The 25,554-nt window shown below is 51.9% G+C and carries 23 protein-coding genes, 1 tRNA gene and 1 pseudogene; 8 read left to right on the forward strand and 17 right to left on the reverse strand.

The genetic code is table 11. The annotated features are described in order from the left end of the window. Positions 1 to 418 precede the first annotated feature (418 nt). The gene (locus tag OKF39_RS19300) at positions 419 to 772 is read left to right on the forward strand and encodes a winged helix-turn-helix domain-containing protein (RefSeq protein WP_425974385.1); all 354 of its coding nucleotides are present in this window, start codon (positions 419 to 421) and stop codon (positions 770 to 772) included. 307 nt (positions 773 to 1,079) lie between these two features. Here the strand turns inward: OKF39_RS19300 and OKF39_RS19305 are convergent, their stop codons facing one another. Both OKF39_RS19305 and OKF39_RS19310 read right to left on the reverse strand, forming a co-directional pair. Further along, the gene (locus OKF39_RS19305; RefSeq protein ID WP_425974516.1) at positions 1,080 to 1,163 is read right to left on the reverse strand and encodes an integrase core domain-containing protein; all 84 of its coding nucleotides are present in this window, start codon (positions 1,161 to 1,163) and stop codon (positions 1,080 to 1,082) included. A gap of 123 nt (positions 1,164 to 1,286) precedes the next feature. After that, positions 1,287 to 1,451: pseudogene (locus tag OKF39_RS19310) on the reverse strand (transposase); the annotation flags it as partial. A 598-nt stretch (positions 1,452 to 2,049) separates the two neighbouring features. Here OKF39_RS19310 and OKF39_RS19315 point away from each other — a divergent pair. Continuing rightward, a complete protein-coding gene (locus tag OKF39_RS19315; protein ID WP_425974383.1) occupies positions 2,050 to 2,517 on the forward strand; it encodes a GNAT family N-acetyltransferase in 468 nt (155 codons plus the stop codon). A gap of 98 nt (positions 2,518 to 2,615) precedes the next feature. Here the strand turns inward: OKF39_RS19315 and OKF39_RS19320 are convergent, their stop codons facing one another. From OKF39_RS19320 to pifC, 3 genes are all read right to left on the reverse strand, one after another. After that, positions 2,616 to 3,854, reverse strand: a complete 1,239-nt coding sequence (locus OKF39_RS19320; protein ID WP_473705195.1) for an IS110 family RNA-guided transposase — start codon at positions 3,852 to 3,854, stop codon at positions 2,616 to 2,618. A gap of 334 nt (positions 3,855 to 4,188) precedes the next feature. Continuing rightward, positions 4,189 to 6,375, reverse strand: a complete 2,187-nt coding sequence (locus OKF39_RS19325; RefSeq protein ID WP_473705194.1) for a KAP family P-loop NTPase fold protein — start codon at positions 6,373 to 6,375, stop codon at positions 4,189 to 4,191. Further along, positions 6,376 to 7,464, reverse strand: coding sequence for a transcriptional repressor PifC (pifC, locus tag OKF39_RS19330; RefSeq protein ID WP_473705208.1), 1,089 nt, complete (start codon positions 7,462 to 7,464; stop codon positions 6,376 to 6,378). A 311-nt stretch (positions 7,465 to 7,775) separates the two neighbouring features. On the opposite strand from pifC, the gene OKF39_RS19335 reads away from it, so the two are divergent. Beyond that, the gene (locus OKF39_RS19335) at positions 7,776 to 9,128 is read left to right on the forward strand and encodes a hypothetical protein (protein ID WP_473705192.1); all 1,353 of its coding nucleotides are present in this window, start codon (positions 7,776 to 7,778) and stop codon (positions 9,126 to 9,128) included. Between the two features lie 57 nt (positions 9,129 to 9,185). On the opposite strand, the gene OKF39_RS19340 is transcribed toward OKF39_RS19335, so the two are convergent. The 4 genes from OKF39_RS19340 to actS all read right to left on the reverse strand — a co-directional run bounded on the left by OKF39_RS19340 (position 9,186) and on the right by actS (position 12,820). Further along, positions 9,186 to 9,917: a hypothetical protein gene (locus OKF39_RS19340; RefSeq protein ID WP_479983265.1), complete on the reverse strand. Its 732-nt coding sequence runs from the start codon at positions 9,915 to 9,917 to the stop codon at positions 9,186 to 9,188. A 644-nt stretch (positions 9,918 to 10,561) separates the two neighbouring features. Beyond that, the gene (locus OKF39_RS19345) at positions 10,562 to 11,758 is read right to left on the reverse strand and encodes a tyrosine-type recombinase/integrase (protein ID WP_348568496.1); all 1,197 of its coding nucleotides are present in this window, start codon (positions 11,756 to 11,758) and stop codon (positions 10,562 to 10,564) included. A 164-nt stretch (positions 11,759 to 11,922) separates the two neighbouring features. Then, positions 11,923 to 11,996 (reverse strand) — tRNA-Gly (locus tag OKF39_RS19350). 80 nt (positions 11,997 to 12,076) lie between these two features. Continuing rightward, positions 12,077 to 12,820, reverse strand: a complete 744-nt coding sequence (gene actS, locus OKF39_RS19355) for an amidase activator ActS (protein ID WP_069732742.1) — start codon at positions 12,818 to 12,820, stop codon at positions 12,077 to 12,079. Between the two features lie 163 nt (positions 12,821 to 12,983). Between actS and idi the strand changes: the two genes are divergently transcribed. Beyond that, complete coding sequence (gene idi, locus OKF39_RS19360) at positions 12,984 to 13,526, forward strand: isopentenyl-diphosphate Delta-isomerase (protein ID WP_041908358.1); 543 nt, start codon at positions 12,984 to 12,986, stop codon at positions 13,524 to 13,526. A gap of 38 nt (positions 13,527 to 13,564) precedes the next feature. On the opposite strand, the gene lysS is transcribed toward idi, so the two are convergent. From lysS to xerD, 5 genes are all read right to left on the reverse strand, one after another. Further along, positions 13,565 to 15,082, reverse strand: coding sequence for a lysine--tRNA ligase (gene lysS, locus OKF39_RS19365; protein ID WP_014885130.1), 1,518 nt, complete (start codon positions 15,080 to 15,082; stop codon positions 13,565 to 13,567). 9 nt (positions 15,083 to 15,091) lie between these two features. Then, positions 15,092 to 16,190 (reverse strand): peptide chain release factor 2 gene (gene prfB, locus OKF39_RS19370; RefSeq protein WP_100170824.1). Its coding sequence is split into 2 segments (ribosomal slippage): positions 15,092 to 16,114 and positions 16,116 to 16,190, totalling 1,098 coding nucleotides; the frame shifts between segments, so codons are not numbered across the junction. Between the two features lie 90 nt (positions 16,191 to 16,280). Beyond that, positions 16,281 to 18,014: a single-stranded-DNA-specific exonuclease RecJ gene (recJ, locus tag OKF39_RS19375; protein ID WP_041908356.1), complete on the reverse strand. Its 1,734-nt coding sequence runs from the start codon at positions 18,012 to 18,014 to the stop codon at positions 16,281 to 16,283. A 5-nt stretch (positions 18,015 to 18,019) separates the two neighbouring features. Continuing rightward, positions 18,020 to 18,733, reverse strand: a complete 714-nt coding sequence (dsbC, locus tag OKF39_RS19380) for a bifunctional protein-disulfide isomerase/oxidoreductase DsbC (protein ID WP_049136419.1) — start codon at positions 18,731 to 18,733, stop codon at positions 18,020 to 18,022. A 28-nt stretch (positions 18,734 to 18,761) separates the two neighbouring features. Further along, positions 18,762 to 19,658: a site-specific tyrosine recombinase XerD gene (gene xerD / locus OKF39_RS19385; protein WP_028014320.1), complete on the reverse strand. Its 897-nt coding sequence runs from the start codon at positions 19,656 to 19,658 to the stop codon at positions 18,762 to 18,764. 101 nt (positions 19,659 to 19,759) lie between these two features. On the opposite strand from xerD, the gene fldB reads away from it, so the two are divergent. Next, positions 19,760 to 20,281: a flavodoxin FldB gene (gene fldB, locus OKF39_RS19390; RefSeq protein ID WP_028014321.1), complete on the forward strand. Its 522-nt coding sequence runs from the start codon at positions 19,760 to 19,762 to the stop codon at positions 20,279 to 20,281. Between the two features lie 6 nt (positions 20,282 to 20,287). Here the strand turns inward: fldB and OKF39_RS19395 are convergent, their stop codons facing one another. After that, positions 20,288 to 20,698 carry a protein YgfX gene (locus OKF39_RS19395; protein WP_028014322.1) on the reverse strand — a complete coding sequence of 137 codons (411 nt, stop codon included), beginning with the start codon at positions 20,696 to 20,698 and terminating at the stop codon, positions 20,288 to 20,290. Then, positions 20,679 to 20,945 carry an FAD assembly factor SdhE gene (gene sdhE / locus OKF39_RS19400; protein ID WP_010435322.1) on the reverse strand — a complete coding sequence of 89 codons (267 nt, stop codon included), beginning with the start codon at positions 20,943 to 20,945 and terminating at the stop codon, positions 20,679 to 20,681. Before sdhE ends, OKF39_RS19395 begins: the two co-directional genes overlap by 20 nt. 294 nt (positions 20,946 to 21,239) lie before the next feature. Here sdhE and ygfZ point away from each other — a divergent pair, with 294 nt between their 5' ends. Further along, positions 21,240 to 22,220: a tRNA-modifying protein YgfZ gene (ygfZ, locus tag OKF39_RS19405; protein ID WP_028014323.1), complete on the forward strand. Its 981-nt coding sequence runs from the start codon at positions 21,240 to 21,242 to the stop codon at positions 22,218 to 22,220. A gap of 86 nt (positions 22,221 to 22,306) precedes the next feature. Here ygfZ and trhA read toward each other — a convergent pair whose 3' ends face one another. After that, positions 22,307 to 22,966, reverse strand: a complete 660-nt coding sequence (trhA, locus tag OKF39_RS19410; RefSeq protein ID WP_023331242.1) for a PAQR family membrane homeostasis protein TrhA — start codon at positions 22,964 to 22,966, stop codon at positions 22,307 to 22,309. 265 nt (positions 22,967 to 23,231) lie between these two features. Here trhA and OKF39_RS19415 point away from each other — a divergent pair, with 265 nt between their 5' ends. Both OKF39_RS19415 and bglA read left to right on the forward strand, forming a co-directional pair. Further along, positions 23,232 to 23,963 (forward strand): MurR/RpiR family transcriptional regulator, encoded by a 732-nt coding sequence (locus OKF39_RS19415; RefSeq protein ID WP_028014325.1) that lies wholly within the window; start codon positions 23,232 to 23,234, stop codon positions 23,961 to 23,963. A 116-nt stretch (positions 23,964 to 24,079) separates the two neighbouring features. Next, entirely contained in the window at positions 24,080 to 25,513 is a 1,434-nt protein-coding gene (bglA, locus tag OKF39_RS19420) for a 6-phospho-beta-glucosidase BglA (protein ID WP_479983266.1), read from the forward strand. The last annotated feature ends 41 nt before the right edge of the window (positions 25,514 to 25,554 follow it).

The following is a 25,554-nucleotide window of genomic DNA, read 5'->3' on the forward strand; positions in this document are numbered from 1 at the left end:
AGCAAAATCTTATCACGTGTATCTCGCCTTTTTAAAGATGATGTAATAAAGCTTAATTTTACACCAACTAGTAACAAAAATTATGTGGTCACCACCCCTCTACGGCCTATCATGTTGTGTACGATAGAATAATTTTCTGTCATTTTTATTAACGTAAAAAGAGCTTGCTTAAGCAAGCTCTTTTTACACACAACATAATACCAACATAAAAACCTATTAAGCTATTTTTTACAGCATAATAATCTATTAAAATCAATTTTTAAGTTATATATAGCTAAGAAAACAATCACCGCCTATTGTGTTTAAGGTCAGTTGAGTGAGTTTTCTTTGGGTTGCTAAATTATTGTTCATTCATATCCAAATTAATTCACCTCTTCACTCATAATATCAATGCTCATTGCGCTGGTGAGGTAATTTCATGAATAAATTAATTGAAACCTATGGCGATTTCGAAAATGAAAAGGTCAAGCTAAAGCAAGATTTTATATTTTCTCTTAAATCAAACAGTGCAAAGGTTAAGCTAAGTAAAAATCAGTACAAACTTTTAGTTTGCCTTCTCGCTCAAGTAAATAGTAAAAATGAAATAACTGCTCGCTTGTGGGGTAATAAAATGGTTAAATCTGAGAACAGAATCAATCAACTCGTATTTAAATTCAGAAAATCCTTAGTTAAAGCAGGGTTTCCAGATGACACCATATTAACAATTCATCGCTACGGGCTTTGTTTGAACAAAAATCTGCTTGCGACAAAAGACAGCCTGTCATCAATATAACAAGGTATCGTTTTTTTATGGAGGCTTTTTCCAAGTTACTTTATGGATAAAGCCACCTTGACTGCCTCCAAACTTATTTTTAAATACTGTATGTGAATTCATTCAAATGCAATTACAGTTGTAATGACTAGCCCAATTTATTAGATAGAAACATCAGTTAGAATTGTAGTTTTGTTTGTCTTTTTCCCATTTTGTAACCGTACTGTAAAATCTGATGTCGTCTGATATTTCAGTGCCGAATGTGCATAAAGCTAGTTATAACTCTACCGCCATTTAATGATTTTCCTTGAGTCACGATATCGCTGTATCAGTGCTCATTCAAACACTCATCGCGAAATCGTCCGTTGAAACTATCATTAAATCCATTCTGCGTTGGCTTGCAAAGTTGGATTAATTAAGCGCAACTCTAAATCATATTCAAAGCCCAATTAATCCAGCAAACGGCAAGTGAACTCCGACCATAGGTCTGTTGTTATTGTCGCCTGACAGCCTCGAAACAGTGCGCGCTTTCCAAAATACGCTTTACCTCAGTTACTTCCATGCCACCAAACTTCTTGCGCCAGGTGTAGAAAGTGGCATCGGAAATGGCATGCTTACGACAGAGCTCCCGGGCAGAAACTCCGGCTTCCGCTTCACGGAGAATACTGATGAGCTGTTCGTCGGAAAAACGATTCTTCATGGGGATGTCCTCATGTGGCTTATGAATAGATTACTAACTGAAGGTTGTATCTAATCTTGGGGGCAGGCCATGGATACCTAAATGGGCTCAAATCAGCACACAGTTATTTTTTTATGCGCACTTTAATACCTCTGTCAATAATCAGCTGGCTACATGGTTTAGCGGCGTTTGGAGCGGGTGTTTTGATGTTTGTTTTAACCCCATTGCTATCCTGTAGTTATCCGAAAATATTCAAACAAAATGCTATGCGAGTATATAAAAATGCCCCTAATGCGGGACGCTAATTAATAAAGATTTTAAGGGCAGCCAACTGGCGATAACTCTTCCTGTAAATTCGGGAGTTGAGACGAGTATTACTTCGCGATTATTACGTTTTCTCAGCCGAATGATACTAGTAGGGACATCATCTACAGTTTGGATCACGAAGACACTCCGAAGAACTGGCAGCCATCATTAAACTTATGGCAATTTTCAGGACTTAACGTCCGCTTCTGGAACGGACTGGCTAACTGGTGGGGGCCGACTGTGAGAGAGGAGATGACACTCTGTTTCACAAAAAGTAGTATTGTTCTACAAGCAGCTTTCATAATGAGGTTTTATGAAAATAAGAAGGTTCCGTAATGGGGATGAAATCTCATTATTTAACGTGTATTATTCTTCTGTACATACCATCGCATCACACTACTACACACATGAACAAATTGATGCCTGGGCCCCGGCAGAAATCGACCAGGAACAATGGGCCAATCACATGAGGGAGCTATGCCCTTTTGTTGTAGAGCTTGATGGCGTAATAGCTGGATATGCAGATCTCCAACCAAATGGGTACATTGACCATTTTTATGTCTCAGGAACCTATTCAGGACAGGGGGTAGGGACATTACTAATGAATTGCATTCATCAGGAAGCGAGGCAACATGGAACTAGTGAGCTTACTTCAAATGTAAGTAAGGCTGCGGAAGCGTTCTTTCTACGACACGGTTTTCATGTAGTGGAGAGAGGTTTTCCTATTTGCCGTGGAATCACATTAGAAAATGCACTGATGCGAAAATATTTGGCGAAATAATAAATAACCTGCAGCAGGCAGCATTGTTTGCCTAGTTGAGCTCAACAAATCTGTACAATGAATGTCCGCTTCACGCCCTGAGACATTCGACAAGCTTTTTATGGCTTCAGTAAGGGCGACTTCCGCGCTTCCAGTGCCAGCATATATTTCGCTTCGTCGTACCGGGTTCTGGTCTTCCAGCAGCGGTAAATGATCCTTATCCATTTAAATGCCAGAGCCCGGATTGCTGACTGATGAGATTTCCCTTTTTCTCGCTGGCCCTGGTAATAAAGTCTGGCCCAGTACGATGAGTTAACCGTCTTCGCAGTCCATTCCACGAATGTCTGCCGGACGAACTTCGCGCACTGCCAACGCCAGTGTACCCAGGATTTTTGACCACTTCGCTCGGTTACTGGTGCGATGCCAGCGTAGTTTTGAATTTCTTCGGCGCTGTTGAAACGGTTGCGGTTATCACCCAGTGCTGCAAGCATCCGTGGGCCCATACACGGTCCCATTCCAGGAAGTGATTTGAACAGTTCTGCATCCGGAAGCGTATCGAATAAGGATTCAATTCGTTCATCGTAGGTTCTGATTAGGTCGCCTGTCAGTTTGATTTGGGATGCAAGTGCTGTTGCCATCAATGCATTTGCCTCGATGACAGTTTTATCTGTGGTCAGGGGAATAGCGCTGGCAATACTTGCAACCCGCTGTTCGGTATATGCAACAGCAGGACCACCTTTAGCATTCATAAAATGACGGACAGTATCGCTGCGAGCCCGTTTGAGTTGTTGCAGACTCGGCCATCGAATGATTAACTCGCAGAACAGTGAGCTGTCCCGATGGGAGAACCATTCCAGAGGCTGGGGGTAATACTGCTTAAGCGTATTGATGAGCCGATTAACAAAGCGACGCTTGTCTTCGAGCAGCAGTCGGCGCTGCTCAACTAATTGCTGGAGTAATCGGATATCCGGATTGTCGGCTTCAATGGCTTTTATCTTGTGGGGATAACGTAGCATCAGGTCTAATGCCAACTCAGCATCCTGCGGATCATCCTTCGCACCGCTGGGCCAGAAAGCCTGTCGGTAGCGGGCCAGTGACAACGCGTGTACTGGAAAAACAGTGACAAATGGGTACTTCTGGAGGGCATACACCACCGGGCCTTTCTTCAGCTCAACGGCAATAGCAATCCTGCCTTTCGCCCTCTGGTGTAACTCATTGAGCCAGATATCAAGTGCCTCAGGCGTATGTTCAATCACATGAAATATGCGATCACCGTTTTTAAACTGAACGCAGACATCGTGTTTTTTATCCGCCCAGTCCAAACCAACATGAGCAGCAAACTGATCTTTCGCAGTCATCACCAACTCCTTTTTATCGGGGATTGGTATGCATTCCACGCTCTTCGAAAGAAATATAGTCAGCAGTTTTTCTGCATGCCCTGAGTATTCGTTAGCGAACGTGGAGCACTTACTGGCTCGAAAGCAAAGCGGCAATCATCAAATCACATGATTCTGGCACAATATTCGTAACCAATAAGCGCATACCCTGAATCACTTAAAAGTGTAACTCTCAGGGTGTGAATGACTATATCTGGCACGCAGCGGACATTTATTACCCCAATGCACTCCGGTCCGGAAGGAATTAATACCCTCTTGCGAATGAGCGTAGCCAGTTAACATTATAGTGAAAGCTTCAGATAGTATCTTTATTAAGTAAGATGGCGTCTTCAACCTCGCTTATCATACCCGCCAGGCTGGCTTCCTGCCTGGCCTTTATATATTCAAACCGTTCCATAAGTCCTGTGATACCAAAAACAGTACTGATCACATCCAGGTCAAGCCGCAGATAATCACCCTGATTACTGCTGCTGACCGCCGTGCGCAGATTAAGTAACATCTTCAGAAAATCACGGTCTGACAGGTCTACTCCTGAGACCCACTGCGCGACGGTTTGCTCGTCTGCTATGTCACGCCATGCGTACAGGAAAGTTGCCAGATACGGTACATCTGGCATTTTTTTCTGAATGTGTTTCTCCTGCAACCGCTCATTTAGCGCATTGCTAAAAAGGGTTATTTCATCCTGAGTGAAAACAGCGTCGCCCTGACCGGAGTTATCCCGAATATTGCGCAGAAAGACTGTCGCCCAAACAAATGCGCGGGTATGCCGGAAACAACGGGTTATCAATTGAATTGCCTGGCTGCGCCGCTTATCAAGCATCTGTTGAGCCAGCTGGCTGACAAGACCATCGATACCGATTTTCTCCTGGCGATAGAATATATCCCTCGCCCTGTACCATGGCAGAACCTGGTCACTACAGGTGAAGAAAAATTTTACCAAATTGCGCTTCGCGCTGACTTCTGCTTTGGCCGTAACGGAAGGAGAAAGACGCGTAAGAATGTGTTCAAACCAGGTCCGGGATGATACACCGTTACTGGTGACACTCTTCAGTAGTCGCTTTTTCAGAGCGGAATAATCACTCGCGGCCAGCTGTATGATGTTGCTAATTTCCGCATCAGACATGACGTTCTGAGGTGAAGAATATGAAAAGTAATAGCTCCAGTATTCACTGCTGCACAGCCTCCGCTTCAGACGATAGCGTTCAGTATCCTGCAGGGTAATCGCATCGAACAGCCCGAGATGATCAGGATCAAACCCGGACACACCCGGCAACCAGGCACGGAGTTCCCATACCGAAGCAGCGCGGGTCCTGCCAAATTCCCTCAGAGCTTCAGTCAGTTCAGCGATCAGGGCTTTCTGTTCTTCTTCATGTGCAATGCCGTCCCGGTTTTCTACCACAGACCATACGGTGAGGTAGTGCTCCACCCAGCCGGCGAAGAGAGGGTTAACCACTGAAATCAGCTGAAGCAGGCACAGGTCGGGAAAAAATACATAATCACGCAGCCCTGGATAGCGGAACCGGATTGCGTTCAGTACCTGATTGACTTCACGGGGCGTCCTGAGCCCCTCACCATAGACATCCACATAGCGAGAAAGGAGTTGTAAAGCCTCATTATCAGTTACAGGACCGGATATTTCCTGCCAGACAGTCATGGCTCCCCGGTGAAGCTCCCTGCGTAAAGAGAAGTTTTCCGGTCGGGGCAAACTGAACGACAACGGAATAATTTTCTGCAGATAGCGTTTTCCGTTCTGCACACCGAGACCAGATTCAACCGCATGCGCCAGGACGTCCCGGTCATAGCACATGACGTAGCGGAATCGCGAGAAGTCCGCGACCGACCGTACCATACGAAGCACTTCCACCGCCTGCGCTGGCTCCAGACGATCAAGATCGTCAATCACGACGATAAAGCTGACGCCCAGGGCAGCGATTTTACCTTCAATATCAGCCCGGAGTTCAGCCGCAGTCTGTTCCCGTCCCTTCAGGCTGGTTTCCGCAAGGGCGTCCATGCCATCGGCGACAAGCCCCAGACCCGGAACAAAATTACCGGCGAATCGGGTCACAGGCGCAAGCCGGCGCGAGGTCTGCTGCGCGTAGTTAAGGATATTCTCTGCAAGGGGCACTGCCTTTCCAGCCTGCGCCATGGCCGACGTATCCAGCTTCGCCAGCCTGGCCGCGATGGTCATCATCAGCGCGTTTACCGGGCTTTCATCCGGTGAGTTGACCCATGGAGAGAAAACCACAATTTGCGTGGTGGCCGGGACCTGATTCTTCAGTTGTTCTGTCAGTAAGTTCAGCAGGCTGGTTTTGCCGGAACCCCACTGTCCTTCGATACCTATGACGGTACTGACATTTTCATCCAGAGCGCTGATGCTGTGGGCCAGCCCCTCTGCTATCGCCGTATACCCGTAACGGTCATCTTCAGCTTTCAGTACTGGGCCTTCAAAGCCGGCGCGGGACTGTACATTTTCAGTCGCCATCTACAGATCTCCGTACAGGCAGCGCAGTCCGGTCAGGGCCTCCGCCAGCGTGTCTACCGAGCATCGTGTGCTGAGCTCCCGGACCAGCGTCTCAAAGGCCTCTGCCGGCATAAAAATCCGCAGGCCGTCTATCCCGAAGAATCCCTCTTTTGATACGTGCCCAGGCGGGGAGAACATCACGCGCTCCCCCTGATGGCCGTGCGCCAGAGCTTCAGGATACCGGGTATACAGTGTGAACAGGCCCAGCAGTTCGGAGAAGGTCTCCCATCCGTACGGCACTACAAAGTCCTGACCGGTGATCAGCAGGTGCAGACGGGGCGTGGTGTACCAGGCACCAGGGCGTTCTCCGGGATGCTGGCCGTCAATGCGGATCTCAATGCGCAGCGTGCCGGCTTCAATGGTTTGCGTGACGGCCGGGATCACCGGGCGCAGCTCCTGAGCCAGATCTCGGGCCTTCTCCCCGCTCCAGTCCAGCCCGCGCAGCATCAGCGGGAAAACGGCTTTCAGACGCGGCAGGGTGAAAATCCCGGCGAGTGCACTGTCGGGAATATCGGCGAGGTTAAAGCAGTCGCTCTCCAGCGGACGCAGAAGGTGTTCGGCATACATCTGATCCACAACCGGGCGCAGCGCTGCCCGGAAGGCGTCAAACTCTTCCGTCCAGTTTTCTCCGGTCAGGCGGAAGATCCCCTTCAGGTAGTGGCCGTCAACCGGACGGTCGTTCTCAACCTGCCAGGCCAGCAGGTCGCGGGTGATGTCGAGCAGCGTGCCCAGGGCAGGAAGTGTGGCCAGCCTGTTCCGGCCGCCAATAAAGGCCTCACGGGCACAGGCCAGGATGAAGCGCAGCTCATCCCGGGATACCGGAGCAGTGCCGACGGTCTGGCCGAGAATGATATGCCGGTACAGCTGCCGGACGGTGGCATCCGGATCGGCGACCAGCTGAAAATACCCGTCGCCGGGCGCGACCGTTTTCAGGCCGTCATCGAGGAAGCGTTCGGCCAGGGCGTTGACCGAAGTATTTTCGCGACCGGCACGCACTTTCAGCGCCTCGATCAGCTTTTTATGAAAACGCAGGTTAAGCTGGCTGAGCATCATCATTCCTTTCATCTTTGTTTTGCTCATCATGCTAACCTAGCATTTTATTATTAGCTATTAATCATTTTGTTTTGATGAAGAAAGTTGTGATGCATTATGAATTACTGAAAGTGATGAGTTCGGCGCTACAGCAACGCCTGTTCCCTCTCATTTCTCCGCAGATCCGAAAACCCTGAGTTCCGGATCCGCGTGCCTATCAACAACCGCCTCCCTATTTGTGTTGTACTAAGTCATTGTCAGACGGGATAATCCTTCTGACGTTGTATGGACAGTTTATAACGGAAGTTTTACACAGAGAGGGGATGCATATGGTTGAGCGAACGATAGATAACGGAAACTCTGATTTAAAGATGCCTCAATGGAACTGGAATGCCCTGTTCCGGGGAGATTATGAACTGGGGGCATACAATGCCTGCGTGGGAGATAACGGTTGTCCGGACCTTTATTACTACGCTGATGGCTTCGCTGACAGCGTATTCCTGCTTATTGATGCCCTGACAACGGGACACAAAACGGGACACAAAGCAGTGCTGGATACGCTTATTTATCCTATCTGTTTCAATCTGCGACACTCTGTGGAACTGACTATAAAGGGGCAGATAGAGGATCTCAGTCAGCTTGCGAAACTAAGAAAACAGCCGCTTGCGCCTGAGGCAGACATAGAAAAAGTGCTGAATCAGCACGATATTATGAACCTGTGGGCTTTTTTTTCAGGCCATGCAGTCGCGTTTGATCGGCGTTATAAGGAAAAGGTGTCAGCGCTGGAACCTCTCATTCGCTGTATTGGTGAAACAGATCCCACCGGTCAGACGTTTCGCTACAGTTACAGTACTGAAGCCAGGAAACATCTGACAGATGTCAGTGTTATCAATGTATTGGTCCTGCGTGATCAATTCCGTGTCATTCGTCAGCAACTGGAAGAACTAGCCGGGTTGACTGAGTGGCTAGGGAGGGAATACTCCACCGGTGTTTTCACCAAAAATCTCAGTCGTGAAGATCTTCATGCTATTGCCGTTCAGTTACCGCCACGGCATTTATGGTCCGATCCGGCTGCAGGCCTTGATGACATCATACAAACTATCAAATCTGAATACGACATCGGCAGCAAGGAACTGACAGAGGCATTGAACAAGATTCAGAGTTGCAGAGAGCTGGCACGAATTATCGGTCTGCCCGTAACTGTTCCGGGATTGACCATGACAGATTTGATTACTCTCATTGACGTCTGGAAAATGGCATGGGATCGCGATGCTCTGAAGGATGAATTACGTAATGACATATCCAGTGTTAGTGATTCACCGATAAAACCGGTGAGTTTACTGGAAGCGACGAAGCATGAAATTAAAATGATGAGAGACACCAAATCCTCACTTGCCAGTTTTATGCAGTGGGCAACTGCAGAAAGAGTCGCCGGACTACAGGCATTAATGGATATCCGGCGTTTTCATTTCAGTGAAGAACATGACCGTCGCTACGAATATTACAAAAAAGAGGTGACCGCCGCTTTTTCAGGTAGTGCGCAGGCTCTTGAGGCTGAGTTATCAGAGATCTGGTCTCAAAGTATTGGACGGCGTAACTATCCTTCGCATGTGATAGACAGCCTCAAACTTGCAGGGTTTACGCATGAAAGCGCTGGCCTTGAGGAACATCTCTTCTCCTGAATAAAAACCTGTTCAGATAAAAGAAGAAAGGCCACACGGTGGTGGCCTTTACGAAAATCACGCCTGACTGACCGGGATGGTATGGGCATAAGCACGGAGTGTTTCATCGACGCCATCGACCAGGGCACTGGCCAGTTCGCTGAGCGTCTGGGTGTCTCCGATACGGGCGTCCTCCACGCTGTAACAATGCAGGGAGCTGGTGCCTTCCCTGAACCGGAAGCCCATTCCCAAAACGCTGTTCTGGAAAATAAGCGGCTCGCCATACCCCGGATCAGGCGTCAGAATGTGGCCATTGCAGTAAGGCAGGCTGAACGCTTTGATGGCGTCAGGCGGCAGCGCACGGGTGTTCGCGGTACGCAGCGTCAGCAGAACCTGCCTCAGTCCCTTTTCACCGCTTTCGTCCTCAAAAATCTCTGCCTGGCTGTAAAAACCTTTTGCCTGTGCCTCAAAGAGGCGTTCTGCGGGATCAAGACCCATGATACTGCGCAGCTGGTTAATCTGACTGTAATAATCCTGACGGCGGTACCACGCGCCCCAGAAGCGGGCTATGCAGGCCCAGAAGGCTTCGATGCTCTGCTCATCCCGGCTGTCAACGTCACAGAACAGGGCAAAATAGAGGGCTGTCCCCCCGTAGAACTGCTGTCCCCGCGGCAGAGCCTGGCTGGCACGCATGCGAAGGTACTGCGCATTACGCAGTAAAATCCGGGTCAGATCATCTTCCGTCCGGATGCCAAGCAGGTCACGGTAAGCCGCCTCAAACTGCGGAGCCGGGGGCGCAATATGTGCCACGCTTTCAGTTGATTATTCTCATATATGTTGTGGTTTCAGGCCCTGGTCCTTATCCCGCGCCCTACGGCCGATAAAGGCGCTTTGCTTATCTCTCCGCCGTGGTACACTTCCGGAAAGTTGAAATAAGCAAGAAAGTCGGATCTAACCGAAACGGCCATCCGGTAATTTAATCGCGTGGCTATATGGCTGCTTATTATCAGCATGCAAATGATGCCAAAAAGGAAACTCTGCGGCGTGACCGCTAGATGCGTGAAAAGATAATGGTTTTGTACTGTGATTATTTTTTGCCCATAGGACTAACCCTACAGATGATAAATCCTAGAAGAAGATTGGTATTAGCCAATTGAAAGGTTTTAGTGTACTTCTGAAAGAAACTTTGGCGATTGAACTGAGTGGCGCTTACAAAATGATTCGTTCTCATTATGACGAAATCAGCTTGTCGCCCTCAAAAAAATGGAAAAGCCGCACTTTTGTTACTGATGCTTCAGCAAAGAAAAAAACTTTTAAAAACCATAAGCAGCGCGATTTTCCATCAGCAACAAAAAAAATAGAATTTTTGTTCTGGAGCGCTTTCCTGAGTAAGCGCTCTACGGATAATTTTTCCCTTGTTCATAAAAGAACAATCCTCTCATTAACAAATATTATTAAGAGGCATGTATTAGTTTCGATTTTTCGAGTTGGCTTATATAATCCGCATACCACTGCATCATTTCCCTCCGCCCTTCCAAGTATTGAGCGTGATTATATGTTCCACGAATTGAGTTCTTATCGACATGAGCCAGCTGTAACTCAATCCAGGCCGAGTTGAATCCCTGCTCATGCAAAATGGTACTCATCGTGTGGCGGAATCCATGCCCTGTAACGCGTCCTGCATAGCCGATGCGCCTTACCAATACAGTCAATGCCATATCACTCATCGGTTTCTTAGGATTATTACGTCCTGGGAACAGCAACGTTCCTGCTCCAGTCATGGGTTTAAGCTGATTAAGCAGGTCAATTACCTGGCTTGATAACGGAACCAGATGAGGGCGGCGCATTTTCATTCGCTCTGCTGGCACGTTCCAAACCTTCCGCTCAAAATCAAATTCCTGCCACTCCGCTTGCCTCAACTCCCCAGGCCTTACTCCTGTCAGAATAAGTAATTGCATCGCAATCTTAACAAGCACACTACCAGCATAGGTGTTCAGAGTCCGAAGAAACTCTGGCAATTCATCCTGGGTTAAAAAAGCATAGTGCTCTTTCTCATGAGGAGTCACGGCGCTGGCTAGATCTGGTGCTGGATTGTACTCGGCCCTGCCAGTCACAACGGCATACTTCCAGACCTCTCCACAACGCTGGCGAACCTTACGGACCTTCTCAGTTGCTCCTCGTGCTTCTATTTTTGAAAGAACAGCAAGCAGCTCCATCGGCTTGATATCTTTGATTGGCCTGTGACCGATATAAGGGAACACATCCTTTTCAAAGGTTCTCAGCATTTCTTCGCGGTAGGAGACAGACCAGCGGTCATAGCGACGCTGATACCACTCCCGTGTGATAGCCTCAAACGAGTTTTCAGCGTCTTGTTGACGACTAAGTTTCTCAATTTTTCGTTCAAGAGAGGGATCGTTACCAGCAGCTAATGTTCTTTTTGCATCCTCTCGCTTACTTCTCGCCTCAGCTAAAGAAACATCAGGATAAACGCCAATAGCGAGCAGTTTCTCTTTACCTAGCGAACGGTATTTGAGACGCCAGTATCTTTTACCGTTGGGATTAACCAGCAGGTAAAGACCACCACCGTCAGCGAGTTTGTAGGGCTTATCTTTAGGTTTTGCAGTTTCAACCTGACGCGCTGTCAGCTTCATTGGGGGTACCTCTCAGCAGGGGGTACAATTATACCCCCATCCATACCCCCACATTAAGCTTGACCCTGAGGGAGTACAATTGAGTTCAATAGACTAATAGAATGCTATAACTACTGATTTATCAAGGAAAAATTGAGTTTGGTAGACTTCAGGGGAGGTGAGTTTGGAGCGGGCGAAGGGAATCGAACCCTCGTATAGAGCTTGGGAAGCTCTCGTTCTACCATTGAACTACGCCCGCTTTGAGGTGCGTAAGGCATTATAGACCTTACGCACCTTCATACAAGCCTCTTCACAACTAACCGGCGATTAAATAATCACTTAGCACTTCGGTTTGCTGCCGGGCGCAGGAAGGTAACGCTGCGGATCGATGGCCGTCGCCTTATAGCGGATCTGGAAGTGCAGCTTCACCGAATCGGTACCGGTGCTGCCCATGGTGGCTATCTTCTGCCCCGCCTTCACGTTCTGGCCGTTGTTGACCAGCATCGTGTCGTTATGCGCGTAGGCGGTGATGTAATCTTCGCCATGCTTAATCATGATGAGGTTACCGTAGCCGCGCAGCTGGTTACCCACATAAACCACCTTCCCTGCCCCGGAGGCATAAACCGGCGTACCGCGCGCAGCGGCGATATCAATACCCTTGTTGCCACCTTCAGAGAGTGAGTAAGGGGCGACCACTTTACCGCTGGCAGGCCAAATCCAGCAGCGCTGTCCAACCGGCGGCCATGACGATTGCGGTACCTGATAGGACGGCGTCACTTTGGCGGTTTTGCCTTTCGATGAGGATTTTTTGCCCGAGGACGAACTGCCGTTCACCTTGAGCTTTTGCCCCACTTCGATGGTGTACGGCGGAGAGATGTTATTCAGGCGCGCCAGATCCTTCACGCTGGTCCCCGTTGCGCGCGAAATCCGGTACAGCGTATCCCCGCGCTTAACGGTATAGACCGCACCGGAATAGCTACCCATATCCGACGATTTGCTTCCTGAACAGCCAGCCAGGAATAGCGTCAGCGTCAGGCAAAAGATGGCGATGATGGGATTTCTCGTCAGGCTTCCTGCAAACAAAACAGATCCTCGGTCAGCGTGAATGGCGCACTATGATACCAGCCCTGAGAGATATGGGTCAGCCCTTTTCCGCTCCTGGAAACAAACCGTTCGTATAAGATTGCCGTATAATGCTCCCTGTTGATGGTGCAGAACCATCCGCATCGTTGGCACTGGAGCATGAATGAGTATTCAAGAACACGTTATTTTGGTTAATGACCAGGGAATGGTGATTGGCACTCAGGAAAAATACGCCGCGCATACTGCCCAAACCCCGCTGCATCTGGCGTTCTCATCCTGGCTGTTTAACGCCGAAGGCGAGTGTCTGGTAACCCGACGCGCACTAAGTAAAAAAGCCTGGCCGGGCGTCTGGACGAACTCCGTCTGCGGTCACCCTCAATCTGGTGAACGGACGGAAGAGGCAATTATCCGTCGCTGCCGCGATGAGATTGGCGCAGAAATTACCGCGATTACGCCTGTCGCCTCAGAATTCCGCTACCGCGAAACGGATCCTTCCGGGATCGTGGAAAACGAGATTTGCCCGGTCTTCGCTGCCCGCGTCACCAGCGAACTGCGAATTAACCATGATGAAGTGATGGCATTTGAATGGGTGACGCTGGAGTCGTTATTCCGCGCGCTGGACGCCGCCCCATGGAGCTTTAGCCCGTGGATGGTGCAGGAAGCAACGGTCGCGCGAGACGCGCTGAGAGCGTTCGCGGCGCAATAAAAAAGCCCCTTTCGGGGCTTTTTTAGCAACGTAACGCCTTATTTCACCGGGCGCATTGCCGGGAACAGAATCACGTCACGAATGGTGTGGCTGTTGGTGAACAGCATCACCATACGGTCGATACCAATACCCAGACCTGCAGTTGGCGGCAGGCCGTGCTCCAGCGCGGTCACATAGTCTTCGTCGAAGAACATCGCTTCGTCATCGCCTGCTGCTTTCGCGTCAACCTGATCCTGGAAACGCTGCGCCTGGTCTTCCGCATCGTTCAGCTCGCTAAAGCCGTTGCCGATTTCACGGCCGCCGATGAAGAATTCGAAACGGTCGGTGATTTCCGGGTTCTCGTCATTACGACGCGCCAGCGGAGAGACTTCAGCCGGGTATTCGGTAATGAAGGTCGGCTGAATCAGGTGTGCTTCCGCCACTTCTTCGAAGATCTCGGTCACGATACGGCCCAGACCCCAGCTCTTCTCAACCTTGATGCCGATGCTTTCAGCGATGGCCTTCGCAGAGTCGAAGTTATCCAGATCCGCCATGTTGGTTTCCGGACGGTACTTCTTGATCGCTTCGCGCATGGTCAGTTTTTCGAACGGCTTGCCGAAGTCGAAGACTTCTTCACCGTAAGGAACCTGCGTGGTGCCCAGAATGTCCTGCGCCAGGGTACGGAACAGGGATTCGGTCAGCTCGATCAGATCTTTGTAGTCCGCGTACGCCATATAGAGTTCCATCATGGTGAACTCTGGGTTATGGCGAACGGAGATACCTTCGTTACGGAAGTTACGGTTGATTTCAAACACGCGGTCGAAACCACCGACCACCAGACGCTTCAGGTACAGTTCCGGTGCGATACGCAGGTACATGTCCAGGTCCAGGGCGTTGTGATGGGTGATGAACGGACGCGCAGACGCGCCGCCAGGGATCACCTGCATCATCGGGGTTTCCACTTCCATAAAGTCGCGGTTGACCATGAACTGGCGAATACCGGCCATGATCTGGGAGCGAATTTTGAAGGTCTTGCGGGATTCATCGTTAGAGATGAGATCCAGGTAACGCTGACGATAGCGCGCTTCCTGATCCTGCAGGCCGTGGAACTTGTCCGGCAGCGGGCGCAGGGCTTTGGTCAGCAGACGCAGCTCGGTGCAGTGGATAGACAGTTCACCGGTTTTGGTTTTGAACAGTTTACCTTTTGCGCCCAGGATATCGCCCAGGTCCCACTTCTTGAACTGCTCGTTGTAGATGCCTTCCGGCAGGTCGTCACGGGAAACGTACAGCTGAATACGGCCGCCGACGTCCTGCAAGGTCACGAAGGAGGCTTTACCCATGATACGGCGGGTCATCATACGGCCTGCAACGGCCACTTCGATGTTCAGCGCTTCCAGCTCTTCGTTCTCTTTACCGTCGAAGTCAGCGTGCAGTTGGTCTGAGGTGTGGTCACGACGAAAATCGTTCGGGAACGGCACGCCCTGCTCGCGCAGCGCTGCCAGCTTCTCGCGGCGGGTTTTCAGTTCGTTGTTAAGATCGACTACCGCGTCAGCGCCCTGTGCTTGTTGTTCAGACATGTTGGTTCCTCATAACCCTGCTTTCAAACTTGCTTCGATAAATTGGTCCAGGCTGCCGTCCAGCACCGCCTGCGTGTTGCGGGTTTCAACCCCGGTACGCAGGTCTTTGATGCGGGAGTCATCAAGGACGTAAGAACGGATCTGGCTGCCCCAACCGATGTCGGACTTGTTGTCTTCCATCGCCTGTTTCTCAGCATTTTTCTTCTGCATCTCCAGCTCATAAAGTTTCGCTTTCATCTGCTTCATGGCCTGGTCTTTGTTCTTATGCTGGGAACGGTCGTTCTGGCACTGTGTTACCAGCCCGGTTGGAATGTGGGTAATACGCACCGCAGATTCCGTACGGTTAACGTGCTGACCACCCGCGCCGGACGCGCGGTAAACGTCAATACGCAGGTCCGCCGGGTTAATTTCGATATCGATATCTTCGTCAACTTCCGGGTAAACAAACGCGGAGCTGAAGGAGGTATGACGACGACCACCGGAGTCAAACGGGCTCTTACGCACCAGGCGGTGAACGCCGGTTTCGGTACGCAGCCAGCCGTAGGCGTAGTCGCCAATGATCTTGATAGTGACGGATTTAATACCGGCCACTTCACCTTCAGACTCTTCGATAATTTCGGTTTTAAAGCCGCGCGCTTCCGCCCAACGCAGATACATACGCGTCAGCATGCTGGCCCAGTCCTGCGCTTCGGTACCGCCAGAACCTGCCTGAATATCGAGATAGCAGTCAGCGCTGTCGTATTCGCCGGAGAACATGCGACGGAATTCCAGCTGTGCCAGCTTCTCTTCCAGCCCATCGAGTTCTGCCACGGCTTCGTTAAAGGTTTCTTCGTCGTCGGCTTCGACGGCCAGCTCCAGCAAACCGGAAACGTCTTCCAGCCCCTGAGCCATTTGATCCAACGTATCTACGATAGCTTCGAGAGAGGAACGCTCTTTACCCAGCGCCTGTGCGCGTTCAGGTTCGTTCCAGACGTCCGGCTGTTCCAGCTCGGCGTTTACTTCTTCAAGACGCTCTTTCTTGGCATCGTAGTCAAAGATACCCCCTAAGAACGTCAGAGCGCTCCGTGAGGTCCTGAATACGGTTTTTTACCGGATTAATTTCAAACATGGTCTGTTTTCTTTTATGGACTTGTCAAAATGCGGTGATAAGAGCGGGATTGTACCGAATCCACGCCCTTTTTTATAGAGATTACTGCCGCTAAATTGGCCAGATATTGTCGATGATGATCTGAAGGGTGCGGTTACCGCGAAACTCGTTGATATCCAGTTTGTACGCCAGCTCGACCTCGCGCACGCCGTTGTCCGGCCAGATGGAGGTGTCAACGTTGAAGGCGATGCCGTCCAGCAGCGGTCCGCCGCCCACGGGCTCGACCATCACTTTCAGGTGGCGTTCGCCGACGATACGCTGCTGCAGCAGACGGAATCGCCCGTCGAACAGCGGTTCCGGGAACATCTGCCCCCATGGACCGGCATCGCGCAGCATCTGCGCGACCTCCATCGTCATTTCGGAGACAGACAGCTCACCGTCAGAGACCACTTCGCCCTGCAGCAACGCCGGGTCAATCCACTCGGTGACCAGCTCGCCAAACAGGCGCTGGAACTCGTCGAACTTTGCCTCTTCCAGCGACAAGCCTGCCGCCATCGCGTGGCCGCCGAACTTGATCATCAGACCGGGATAAAGCGTATCCAGACGCTCCAGCGCATCGCGCATGTGCAGCCCCTGAATCGAACGGCCAGAGCCTTTCAGCGTGCCGTCACCCGCGGGCGCAAACGCGATCACCGGACGGTGGAAGCGCTCTTTAATGCGCGACGCCAGAATGCCGACCACGCCCTGATGCCACTCGGGGTGGTACATTGCCAGCCCGCCCGGCAGCGTATCGCCGCTGCGCTCAAGTTTTTCGCACAGGGTCAGCGCTTCGGCCTGCATCCCCTGCTCAATCTCTTTACGGGTCTGGTTCAGGGCATCCAGCTCGTTGGCCAGCACGCGCGCTTCACCGATGTTGTCGCACAGCAGCAGCGCCACGCCGACGGACATATCGTCCAGCCTTCCGGCAGCGTTCAGACGCGGCCCGAGGGCAAAGCCCAGGTCGCTTGCCGCCAGCTTGAGCGGATCGCGGTTGGCAATCTCCAGCAGCGCCTTAATTCCGGGACGGCACTTGCCCGCGCGAATACGGCTTAAGCCCTGCCAGGTCAAAATGCGGTTATTGGCATCAAGAGGTACCACGTCCGCCACGGTGCCCAGCGCCACCAGGTCGAGGTATTCGGCCAGGTTTGGAACGGCAATGCCGCGGGATTCGAACCAGCCCTTATCGCGTAAGAGAGTACGCAACGCCAGCATCAGATAAAACGCCACGCCCACGCCGGCGAGGGATTTCGACGGGAAATCGCAGTCGCGCAGGTTGGGGTTAATAATCGCTTCTGCTGCGGGGAGCGTATCGCCGGGCAGGTGATGATCGGTGACCAGCACCGGGATCCCCAAAGCGTGAGCATGATCGACGCCCGCATGGGAGGAGATCCCGTTGTCGACGGTCATGATCATCTGCGCACCGCGGGCATGGGCCTGATCGACCACCTCCGGGCTTAGGCCATAGCCGTCTTCAAAGCGGTTCGGCACCAGATAGGTGACATTATCACAGCCCAGCGCGCGCAGGCTGAGCACGCTCAGGGCGGTGCTGGTTGCGCCGTCGGCGTCGAAATCCCCTACCACCACAATGCGCGTTCCCTCACGCAGCGCGTTGTAGAGCATTTCGGTAGCTTTCTCGATACCGTTCAGCTGCTGCCAGGGCAGCATCCCTTTCACGCTGCGCTCAAGATCCTCTGCGCGACGCACGCCGCGGCTTGCGTAGAGGCGCTTTAGCAGCGGCGGGAGATCGTCCGGTAAATCAACGTGTTCAACCGCCTCGCGGCGGCGCAATTTGATGGGGGCTTTCACGCGAATTATTTACCACCAAACTGTTTCTGGTGCGCGTCGAGAAACTCTTTCATCTCTTTCGGTCCCTGATAGCCCGGAACGACATAGCCGTTACTCAGGACAATCGCTGGCGTACCGCTCACGCCAAACTGCACGCCCAGCGCGTAGTGGTTAGCAATGTCGATGTCGCAGGAGGCAGGCTTAACGTCTTTACCGTTCATCGCGTCATCAAACGCTTTGTTGCGGTCTTTGGCACACCAGATCGCTTTCATGTCCTGCTCTGGCTTGCTCTGTACGCCTGCGCGCGGGAAGGCCAGGTAACGCACGGTAATGCCCAGCGCGTTATAGTCTTTCATCTGTTCATGCAGCTTGTGGCAGTAGCCACAGGTGATGTCGGTGAAGACGGTAATCACATGTTTTTCCTGCGCCGCTTTATAGACGATCATCTCTTTTTCGAGCGCGTTCAGGTTTTTCATCAGCAGCTGGTTGGTGACGTTTACCGGCTGCGCGCCGCTCACGTCGTACAGCGGTCCCTGAATAAAGTGTTTGCCGTCTTCGGTGACGTACAGCACGCCGCTGTTGGTCAGTACGGTTTTCATACCGGCAACCGGCGCAGGCTGGATGTCGCTGCTGGTGACGCCAAGCTTAGCCAGAGACTGTTTGATGGCGGCGTCATCCGCATGGGCGAAGCCGGTAAATGAGGCTGCCAGCAGGGTGAACAGCGCGAAAGACTTTTTCATAATTGATCCTGTTACAATTTGTCGGCACTCACGCACGAGGGTGGTGCTGTTGGTGTAGCTGCCGCAGGCGTTCCGTCGCGACATGGGTGTAAATTTGCGTCGTTGAAAGATCGCTGTGTCCCAGCAGCATCTGCACCACGCGTAAATCTGCGCCGTGGTTTAACAGATGCGTCGCGAAGGCGTGACGCAATACGTGCGGCGAAAGCTTTTCACTGTCGATACCCGCCAGTGTGGCGTAATGCTTGATGCGATGCCAGAACGTTTGTCGCGTCATCTGCTGCGCGCGCTGGCTCGGAAACAGGACGTCGATAGACGCGCCATTGAGCAGCCAGGGGCGGCCATGCTCAAGATACGTCTCCAGCCAGTAAACCGCCTCTTCTCCCAGCGGAACCAGCCTTTCCTTGTTTCCTTTACCGATGACGCGCACCACGCCCTGACGAAGGCTGATGTCGCTCATCGTCAGGCCAACCAGTTCCGAAACGCGCAAGCCGGTAGCATACAATAGCTCAAGCATGGCTTTATCGCGTAACTCCAGCGGCAGGTCAACAGCCGGTGACTGTAATAATCTCTCAACTTGTGCTTCGCTGAGATCTTTCGGCAGCCGCTGCGGGAGTTTCGGGGACGCCAGCAGCGCGCTGGGATCGTCTTCGCGAATCTTCTCCCGATAAAGATGCTGGAAAAGCCGACGCATTGCGCTGAGCAAGCGTGCAGAGCTGGTGGCTTTGTACCCTCCTTCTACGCGTTCAGCGAGCAGCGCCTGCAGGTCGTCGCTTTGCGCGCTCGCAAGCGATAGCTCCCGACGCGCCAGCCACTCGACCAGCATGGTGAGATCGCGCCGGTAGGCACTGAGGGTATTCTCGGCCAGATTTTTCTCAAGCCACAGCGCGTCGAGAAACTGTTCAACGAGTGCGAGATCCTTTTCCACATCAGCCCCTTTGATTTTGCAGTCAGGCCATTATGCCTGATTGCGACCGGTTTCTGGTACACTACGCGCAAAGTCATAGCAAGAATTGAGATAGTTACGCGATGAATATTGGTCTGTTCTATGGTTCCAGCACCTGCTACACCGAAATGGCGGCGGAGAAAATTCGCGACATCATTGGCCCGGAACTGGTGACGTTGCATAACCTGAAAGATGACGCGGTCGCCTTGATGGAGCAGTACGATGTGCTGATTCTGGGCATCCCAACCTGGGATTTTGGTGAGATACAGGAAGACTGGGAAGCCATCTGGGATCAGCTCGATTCAGTCAATTTCGACGGTAAAATTATTGCGATGTACGGCATGGGTGACCAGTTGGGCTACGGCGAATGGTTCCTGGACGCACTCGGCATGCTGCACGATAAGCTGGCACCAAAAGGGGCGGCGTTTATTGGCTACTGGCCAACCGAAGGGTATGAATTCACCAGTAAAAAGCCGATTATTGCCGACGGCGAGCTGTTTGTCGGGCTCGCGCTGGATGAAACTAATCAGTACGATCTCAGCGACGAGCGCCTGCAGGCCTGGTGCGAGCAGATCCTCGGCGAAATGGCAGAAAAATTCAGCTAACGCGCGTTACTCCTGCGTCGGCTGTTGCAGCAACATCCGGCGCAGATCCCGCCATTCTGATGCGTCCATACTGTCCGCCGCCAGCCACAGGTGCTGGCAACGTCCGCCCCCCACTTTGCGTAACCGTAGCATCATCCCGGCGTTAAGCATCCAGGGCACACCGAGAATATCCCACTCTTTTCCCTGCCAGCGCAGGCGGGAATCCATCAACAGCTTGATCTCGCCTTGACGCGCGTTAATGCGACGCTGGCTGCGTACGCTGTCAAAAACAACAAACGAAAGTAATAGCAGCCACAGCGGCGTATAGCTGAGCGGCCACGGCATGAGTAAAACGATGGCCGCAACCAGCCCGTGGAGCAATAAAGACATCCACTGCGAGCGCCACGAGACGCGAAGATCAGATTGCCACAGGACCACGTTCCCGATTCCGTGTTTGAATTAATTGCACCATCCGTTGCAACTCGGTGTCGGCGGGTTTGCCGTGGTTCATCAGCCAGTTGAATAAATCCGGATCGTCAGACTCAAGCAGGCGAACAAACAGACGCTTATCATCATCGCTTAAGCTGTCGTATTCATATTCGAAGAAAGGCATGATGGAAATATCAAGTTCACGCATTCCGCGACGGCATGCCCAGTGAATACGGGCCTTGTTGTTAATATCCATGTTCAGTTTCCTGCATTACGTTTGGCACAGTCGGTACCCCGTTTTCTGTTCTTAATTTCTCTACGGGGACACCAGCTAGTGTAACGTGTTTTTGACCGTTTCATTACTGGAATATTGCGTTTGACGGGCTGGCTTCCAGAATAATCCCTACATAGACAGCGGATTACACTATTTTGCGTAGCGCTACGCATAACCCGTTTATGGCACAAATGGTCTGCTGAAAGCGCTTGCAATGCCTGCAGGCTCTTTTACCATTAGGCATTATCAAAGCGTTAAGCAATTCAGGATACCGTTATGGCCTTTACACCATTTTCTCCTCGCCAGCCCGCCGCCTCTGCGCGTCTGCCGCTGACGCTTATTTCTCTTGATGACTGGGCGCTGGCAACCCTCTCCGGCGCCGACGCCGAAAAATACTTGCAGGGTCAGGTGACTGCGGATGTTGCGCAGTTGACTGAACACCAGCATCTGCTGGCCGCGCACTGCGATCCTAAGGGCAAAATGTGGAGCAACCTGCGTCTCTTCCGCCGTCAGGACGGTTTTGCCTTTATTGAGCGCCGCAGCCTGCGCGATGCGCAGCTCAAAGAACTGAAAAAATACGCGGTCTTTTCCAAAGTCACCATCGCCCCGGACGACGAACATGTTCTGCTGGGCGTGGCGGGCTTCCAGGCGCGTGCGGCGCTGAAAAACCTGTTTGCTGAGCTGCCGGATGCAGAAAAACAGGTGGTCAGCGAGGGCGCAACTTCCATCCTGTGGTTTGAACACCCGGCAGAGCGCTTCCTGTTAGTCACGGATGCCGCAACAGCCGAACGCGTGACCGAGGCGCTGCGCGGCGAAGCTCAGCTCAACAACAGCCAGCAGTGGCTGGCGCTGAACATCGAAGCGGGTCTGCCTGTAATTGACGCAGCCAACAGCGCGCAGTTTATTCCTCAGGCAACTAACCTGCAGGCGCTGGGGGGCATCAGCTTTAAAAAAGGCTGCTACACCGGTCAGGAAATGGTCGCGCGTGCAAAATTCCGTGGGGCAAACAAACGCGCGTTGTGGACACTGGCAGGCCATGCCAGCCGCGTACCGGAAGCAGGAGAAGACTTAGAACTGAAGATGGGCGACAACTGGCGCCGCACCGGTACCGTGTTAGCCGCAGTCCAGCTGGACGATGGCCGTCTTTTGGTACAGGCTGTAATGAACAACGACATGGAAGCGGACAGCGTGTTCCGCGTGCGCGACGACGCGAATACGTTGAGTATTGAGCCGCTACCGTATTCACTGGAAGAGTGATGCTCTATCGCCCGGTGGCGCTGCGCTTACCGGGCCTACGGGTGCAAATCCAGGTCGGGTAAGGCGAAACCGCCACCGACAACAAACTAAACCTGCCCCACGTACAAATAAATCGCCAAAAAGTGGCACACGCTGCCGCCCAGCACAAAGCCGTGCCAGATGGCATGGTTGTATGGGATGCGCTTACAGACGTAGAAAATAACGCCCAGCGAGTAGACCACACCGCCCACCGCCAACAGCGTGACGCCCCCTACTGCCAGCTTAATCGCCAGCTGATACACCACAATCAGCGACAGCCAGCCCATCGTCAGATAGGTGACCAGCGACAACACTTTAAACCGGTGCGCAATGGTCAGCTTAAACAGGATCCCCAGCAGCGCCAGGCTCCAGATAACAATCATCAGGCCGCGCGACAGCGGTGAGTTTAGCCCCACCAGCAGGAAAGGCGTATAGGTACCCGCAATCAGCAGATAGATAGCGCAGTGGTCAAATTTCTTAAGCCATATTTTGGCCCGCTGATGCGGAATCGCGTGATAGAGCGTCGAGGCCAGGAACAGCAGGATCATACTTCCGCCATACAGGCTATAGCTGGTAATAGCCATCGCGCTGGCATTGGTATCCACCGCCTGTACCAGCAATAACACTAAACCGACAATCCCAAACACCAGGCCAATGCCGTGGCTGATGCTGTTGGCTACTTCCTCAGCCAGCGAATATCCCTGTGCGATTAATGGTCTGCTCGCCATACTAAACTCCGGGAAAACTAAAGATGATTATTCATCGCATGACTATGCTAACTGAGAATGATTCCAGTGAACACCTGTTAGCTAAAATAATTTTAAAGTAAATTTTTATAATAAAAATCAAAAACATAAACGAAAAATTCACCTGACATTTGTTCACATAAAAATTTAAGCGTTACTAATCAATGGCATAAAATTGGCTCCTGCCGTCTGGCTGCATGATATGATGGATAAATGAGGTCTGAATGAGAGTTTTGCCACTGTGAGTATGTTCACCCACTCCGCCATTGCCAGTCTCAATAACCTGGAAATGATGGTCTACAACTATGTCATCAAAAACCGGGACAAAGTGATGTACATGACCATCCGCGAGCTGGCGGATGCGGCCGGCGTCTCAACCACCACTATCCTGCGCTTTTGCCGCAAGCTCAACTGCGAAGGGTATTCTGAATTTCGCGTGCGCTTTAAGCTCTATCTTGAGCAGAACGAGCCCCAGCAGGCGAATTTCGGCGCCAGCGAAATTATCAGCTTCTTTAAAAGCGTGAATAATGAAGAGTTCGACGCGCTATTAAATGACGCGGTAAATATCATTCTCTCTTCAGAGCGCATTATATTTGTTGGGGCGGGAACGTCAGGCTCACTGGCGAAATATGGCGCGCGTTTCTTTTCAAACATTGGTAAATTCAGTAATCATATTGATGACCCTTATTTCCCGGTCACCAATGATATGGCGAAAAATGCGCTGGCGATTGTGCTCTCCGTCTCGGGCGAAACCGAGGAGATCCTGCGCTTCGCCAGCCAGTTCAGCCTTCATCACTGCAAGGTGCTCTCTATCACCAGCCACGAGCACTCGCGCCTGGCGAAACTGGCGGACTTTAATCTCTCCTGGCACGTTCCCCAGACGCGAATTGGCGGCGTCTACGATATCACCACGCAAATTCCCGTCATTTATATTCTGGAATCTCTCGGACGCAAGCTGGCGAAAAAACTGACGGAATAAAACACCTTGTTTTTTCGATGTGACAAATCACAATTTCCGCAAATTGTTATATCGTGACATTCAATTTCGCTTTGCTAGACTCAATGCCAATAAGCCATTTATTGAGAATAGCAGCGATGAAAAAATTAACCTTACCAAAAGATTTTTTATGGGGCGGCGCGGTTGCCGCTCACCAGGTTGAAGGCGGCTGGAACAAAGGCGGCAAAGAGCCAAGCATTTGTGACGTGCTGACCGGCGGCGCACACGGCGTGCCGCGCGAAATCACGCAGGAGGTGGTGCCGGGTAAATACTACCCAAACCACGAAGCTATCGACTTCCACGGCCACTATAAAGAAGACATCAAGCTATTTGCCGAGATGGGCTTCAAGTGTTTCCGTACCTCTATCGCCTGGACGCGCATCTTCCCGAAAGGTGACGAAACGCAGCCAAACGAAGAAGGGCTGAAGTTTTACGACGACATGTTCGATGAGCTGCTGAAGTACAACATCGAACCGGTGATCACCCTCTCCCACTTCGAAATGCCGCTGCACCTGGTGCAGGAGTATGGTAGCTGGACCAACCGCAAAGTGGTCGATTTCTTTGTGCGCTTCGCGGAAGTGGTGTTTGAGCGCTACAAGCACAAGGTCAAATACTGGATGACCTTCAACGAAATCAACAACCAGCGCAACTGGCGCGCCCCGCTGTTCGGCTACTGCTGCTCGGGCGTGGTCTATACCGAACATGACAACCCGGAAGAGACCATGTACCAGGTGCTGCACCATCAGTTTGTGGCCAGCGCCCTGGCGGTGAAAGCCGCGCGCCGCATCAACCCGGAGATGAAAGTCGGCTGCATGCTGGCGATGGTGGCGCTCTATCCGTTCTCCTGCAAGCCTGAAGACGTGATGTTCGCCCAGGAATCCATGCGCGAGCGCTATGTCTTTACCGACGTCCAGCTGCGTGGTTACTACCCGTCCTACGTGCTGAACGAGTGGGAGCGCCGCGGCTTTTCCATCAAAATGGAGGCGGGCGACGAGCAGATCCTGCGTGAAGGTACCTGCGACTACTTAGGCTTCAGCTACTACATGACCAACGCGGTGAAGGCGGAAGGCGGCACTGGTGACGCCATTTCCGGCTTTGAAGGCAGCGTGCCGAACCCGCACGTGAAGGCGTCCGACTGGGGCTGGCAGATTGACCCGGTGGGCCTGCGTTATTCCCTGTGCGAACTGTACGAGCGTTATCAGAAGCCGCTGTTTATCGTTGAGAACGGTTTCGGTGCCTACGACAAGGTGGAAGAAGACGGCAGCATCAACGATGACTATCGCATCGACTACCTGCGTGCCCACGTGGAAGAGATGATCAAAGCCGTCACGCACGATGGCGTGGATCTGATGGGCTATACGCCGTGGGGCTGCATCGACTGCGTGTCGTTCACCACCGGTCAGTACAGCAAGCGCTACGGCTTTATCTACGTCAACAAGCACGACGACGGCACGGGCGACATGTCGCGCTCCCGTAAGAAAAGCTTCGAGTGGTATAAAGGCGTGATTGCCAGCAACGGCGAGAAACTTTAACGCCGGGCACCTAACCCTCTCCCTTTGGGGAGAGGGTTAGG

The sequence above is a fragment of the Enterobacter cloacae complex sp. HYC042_NIDB genome, from assembly GCF_056673315.1.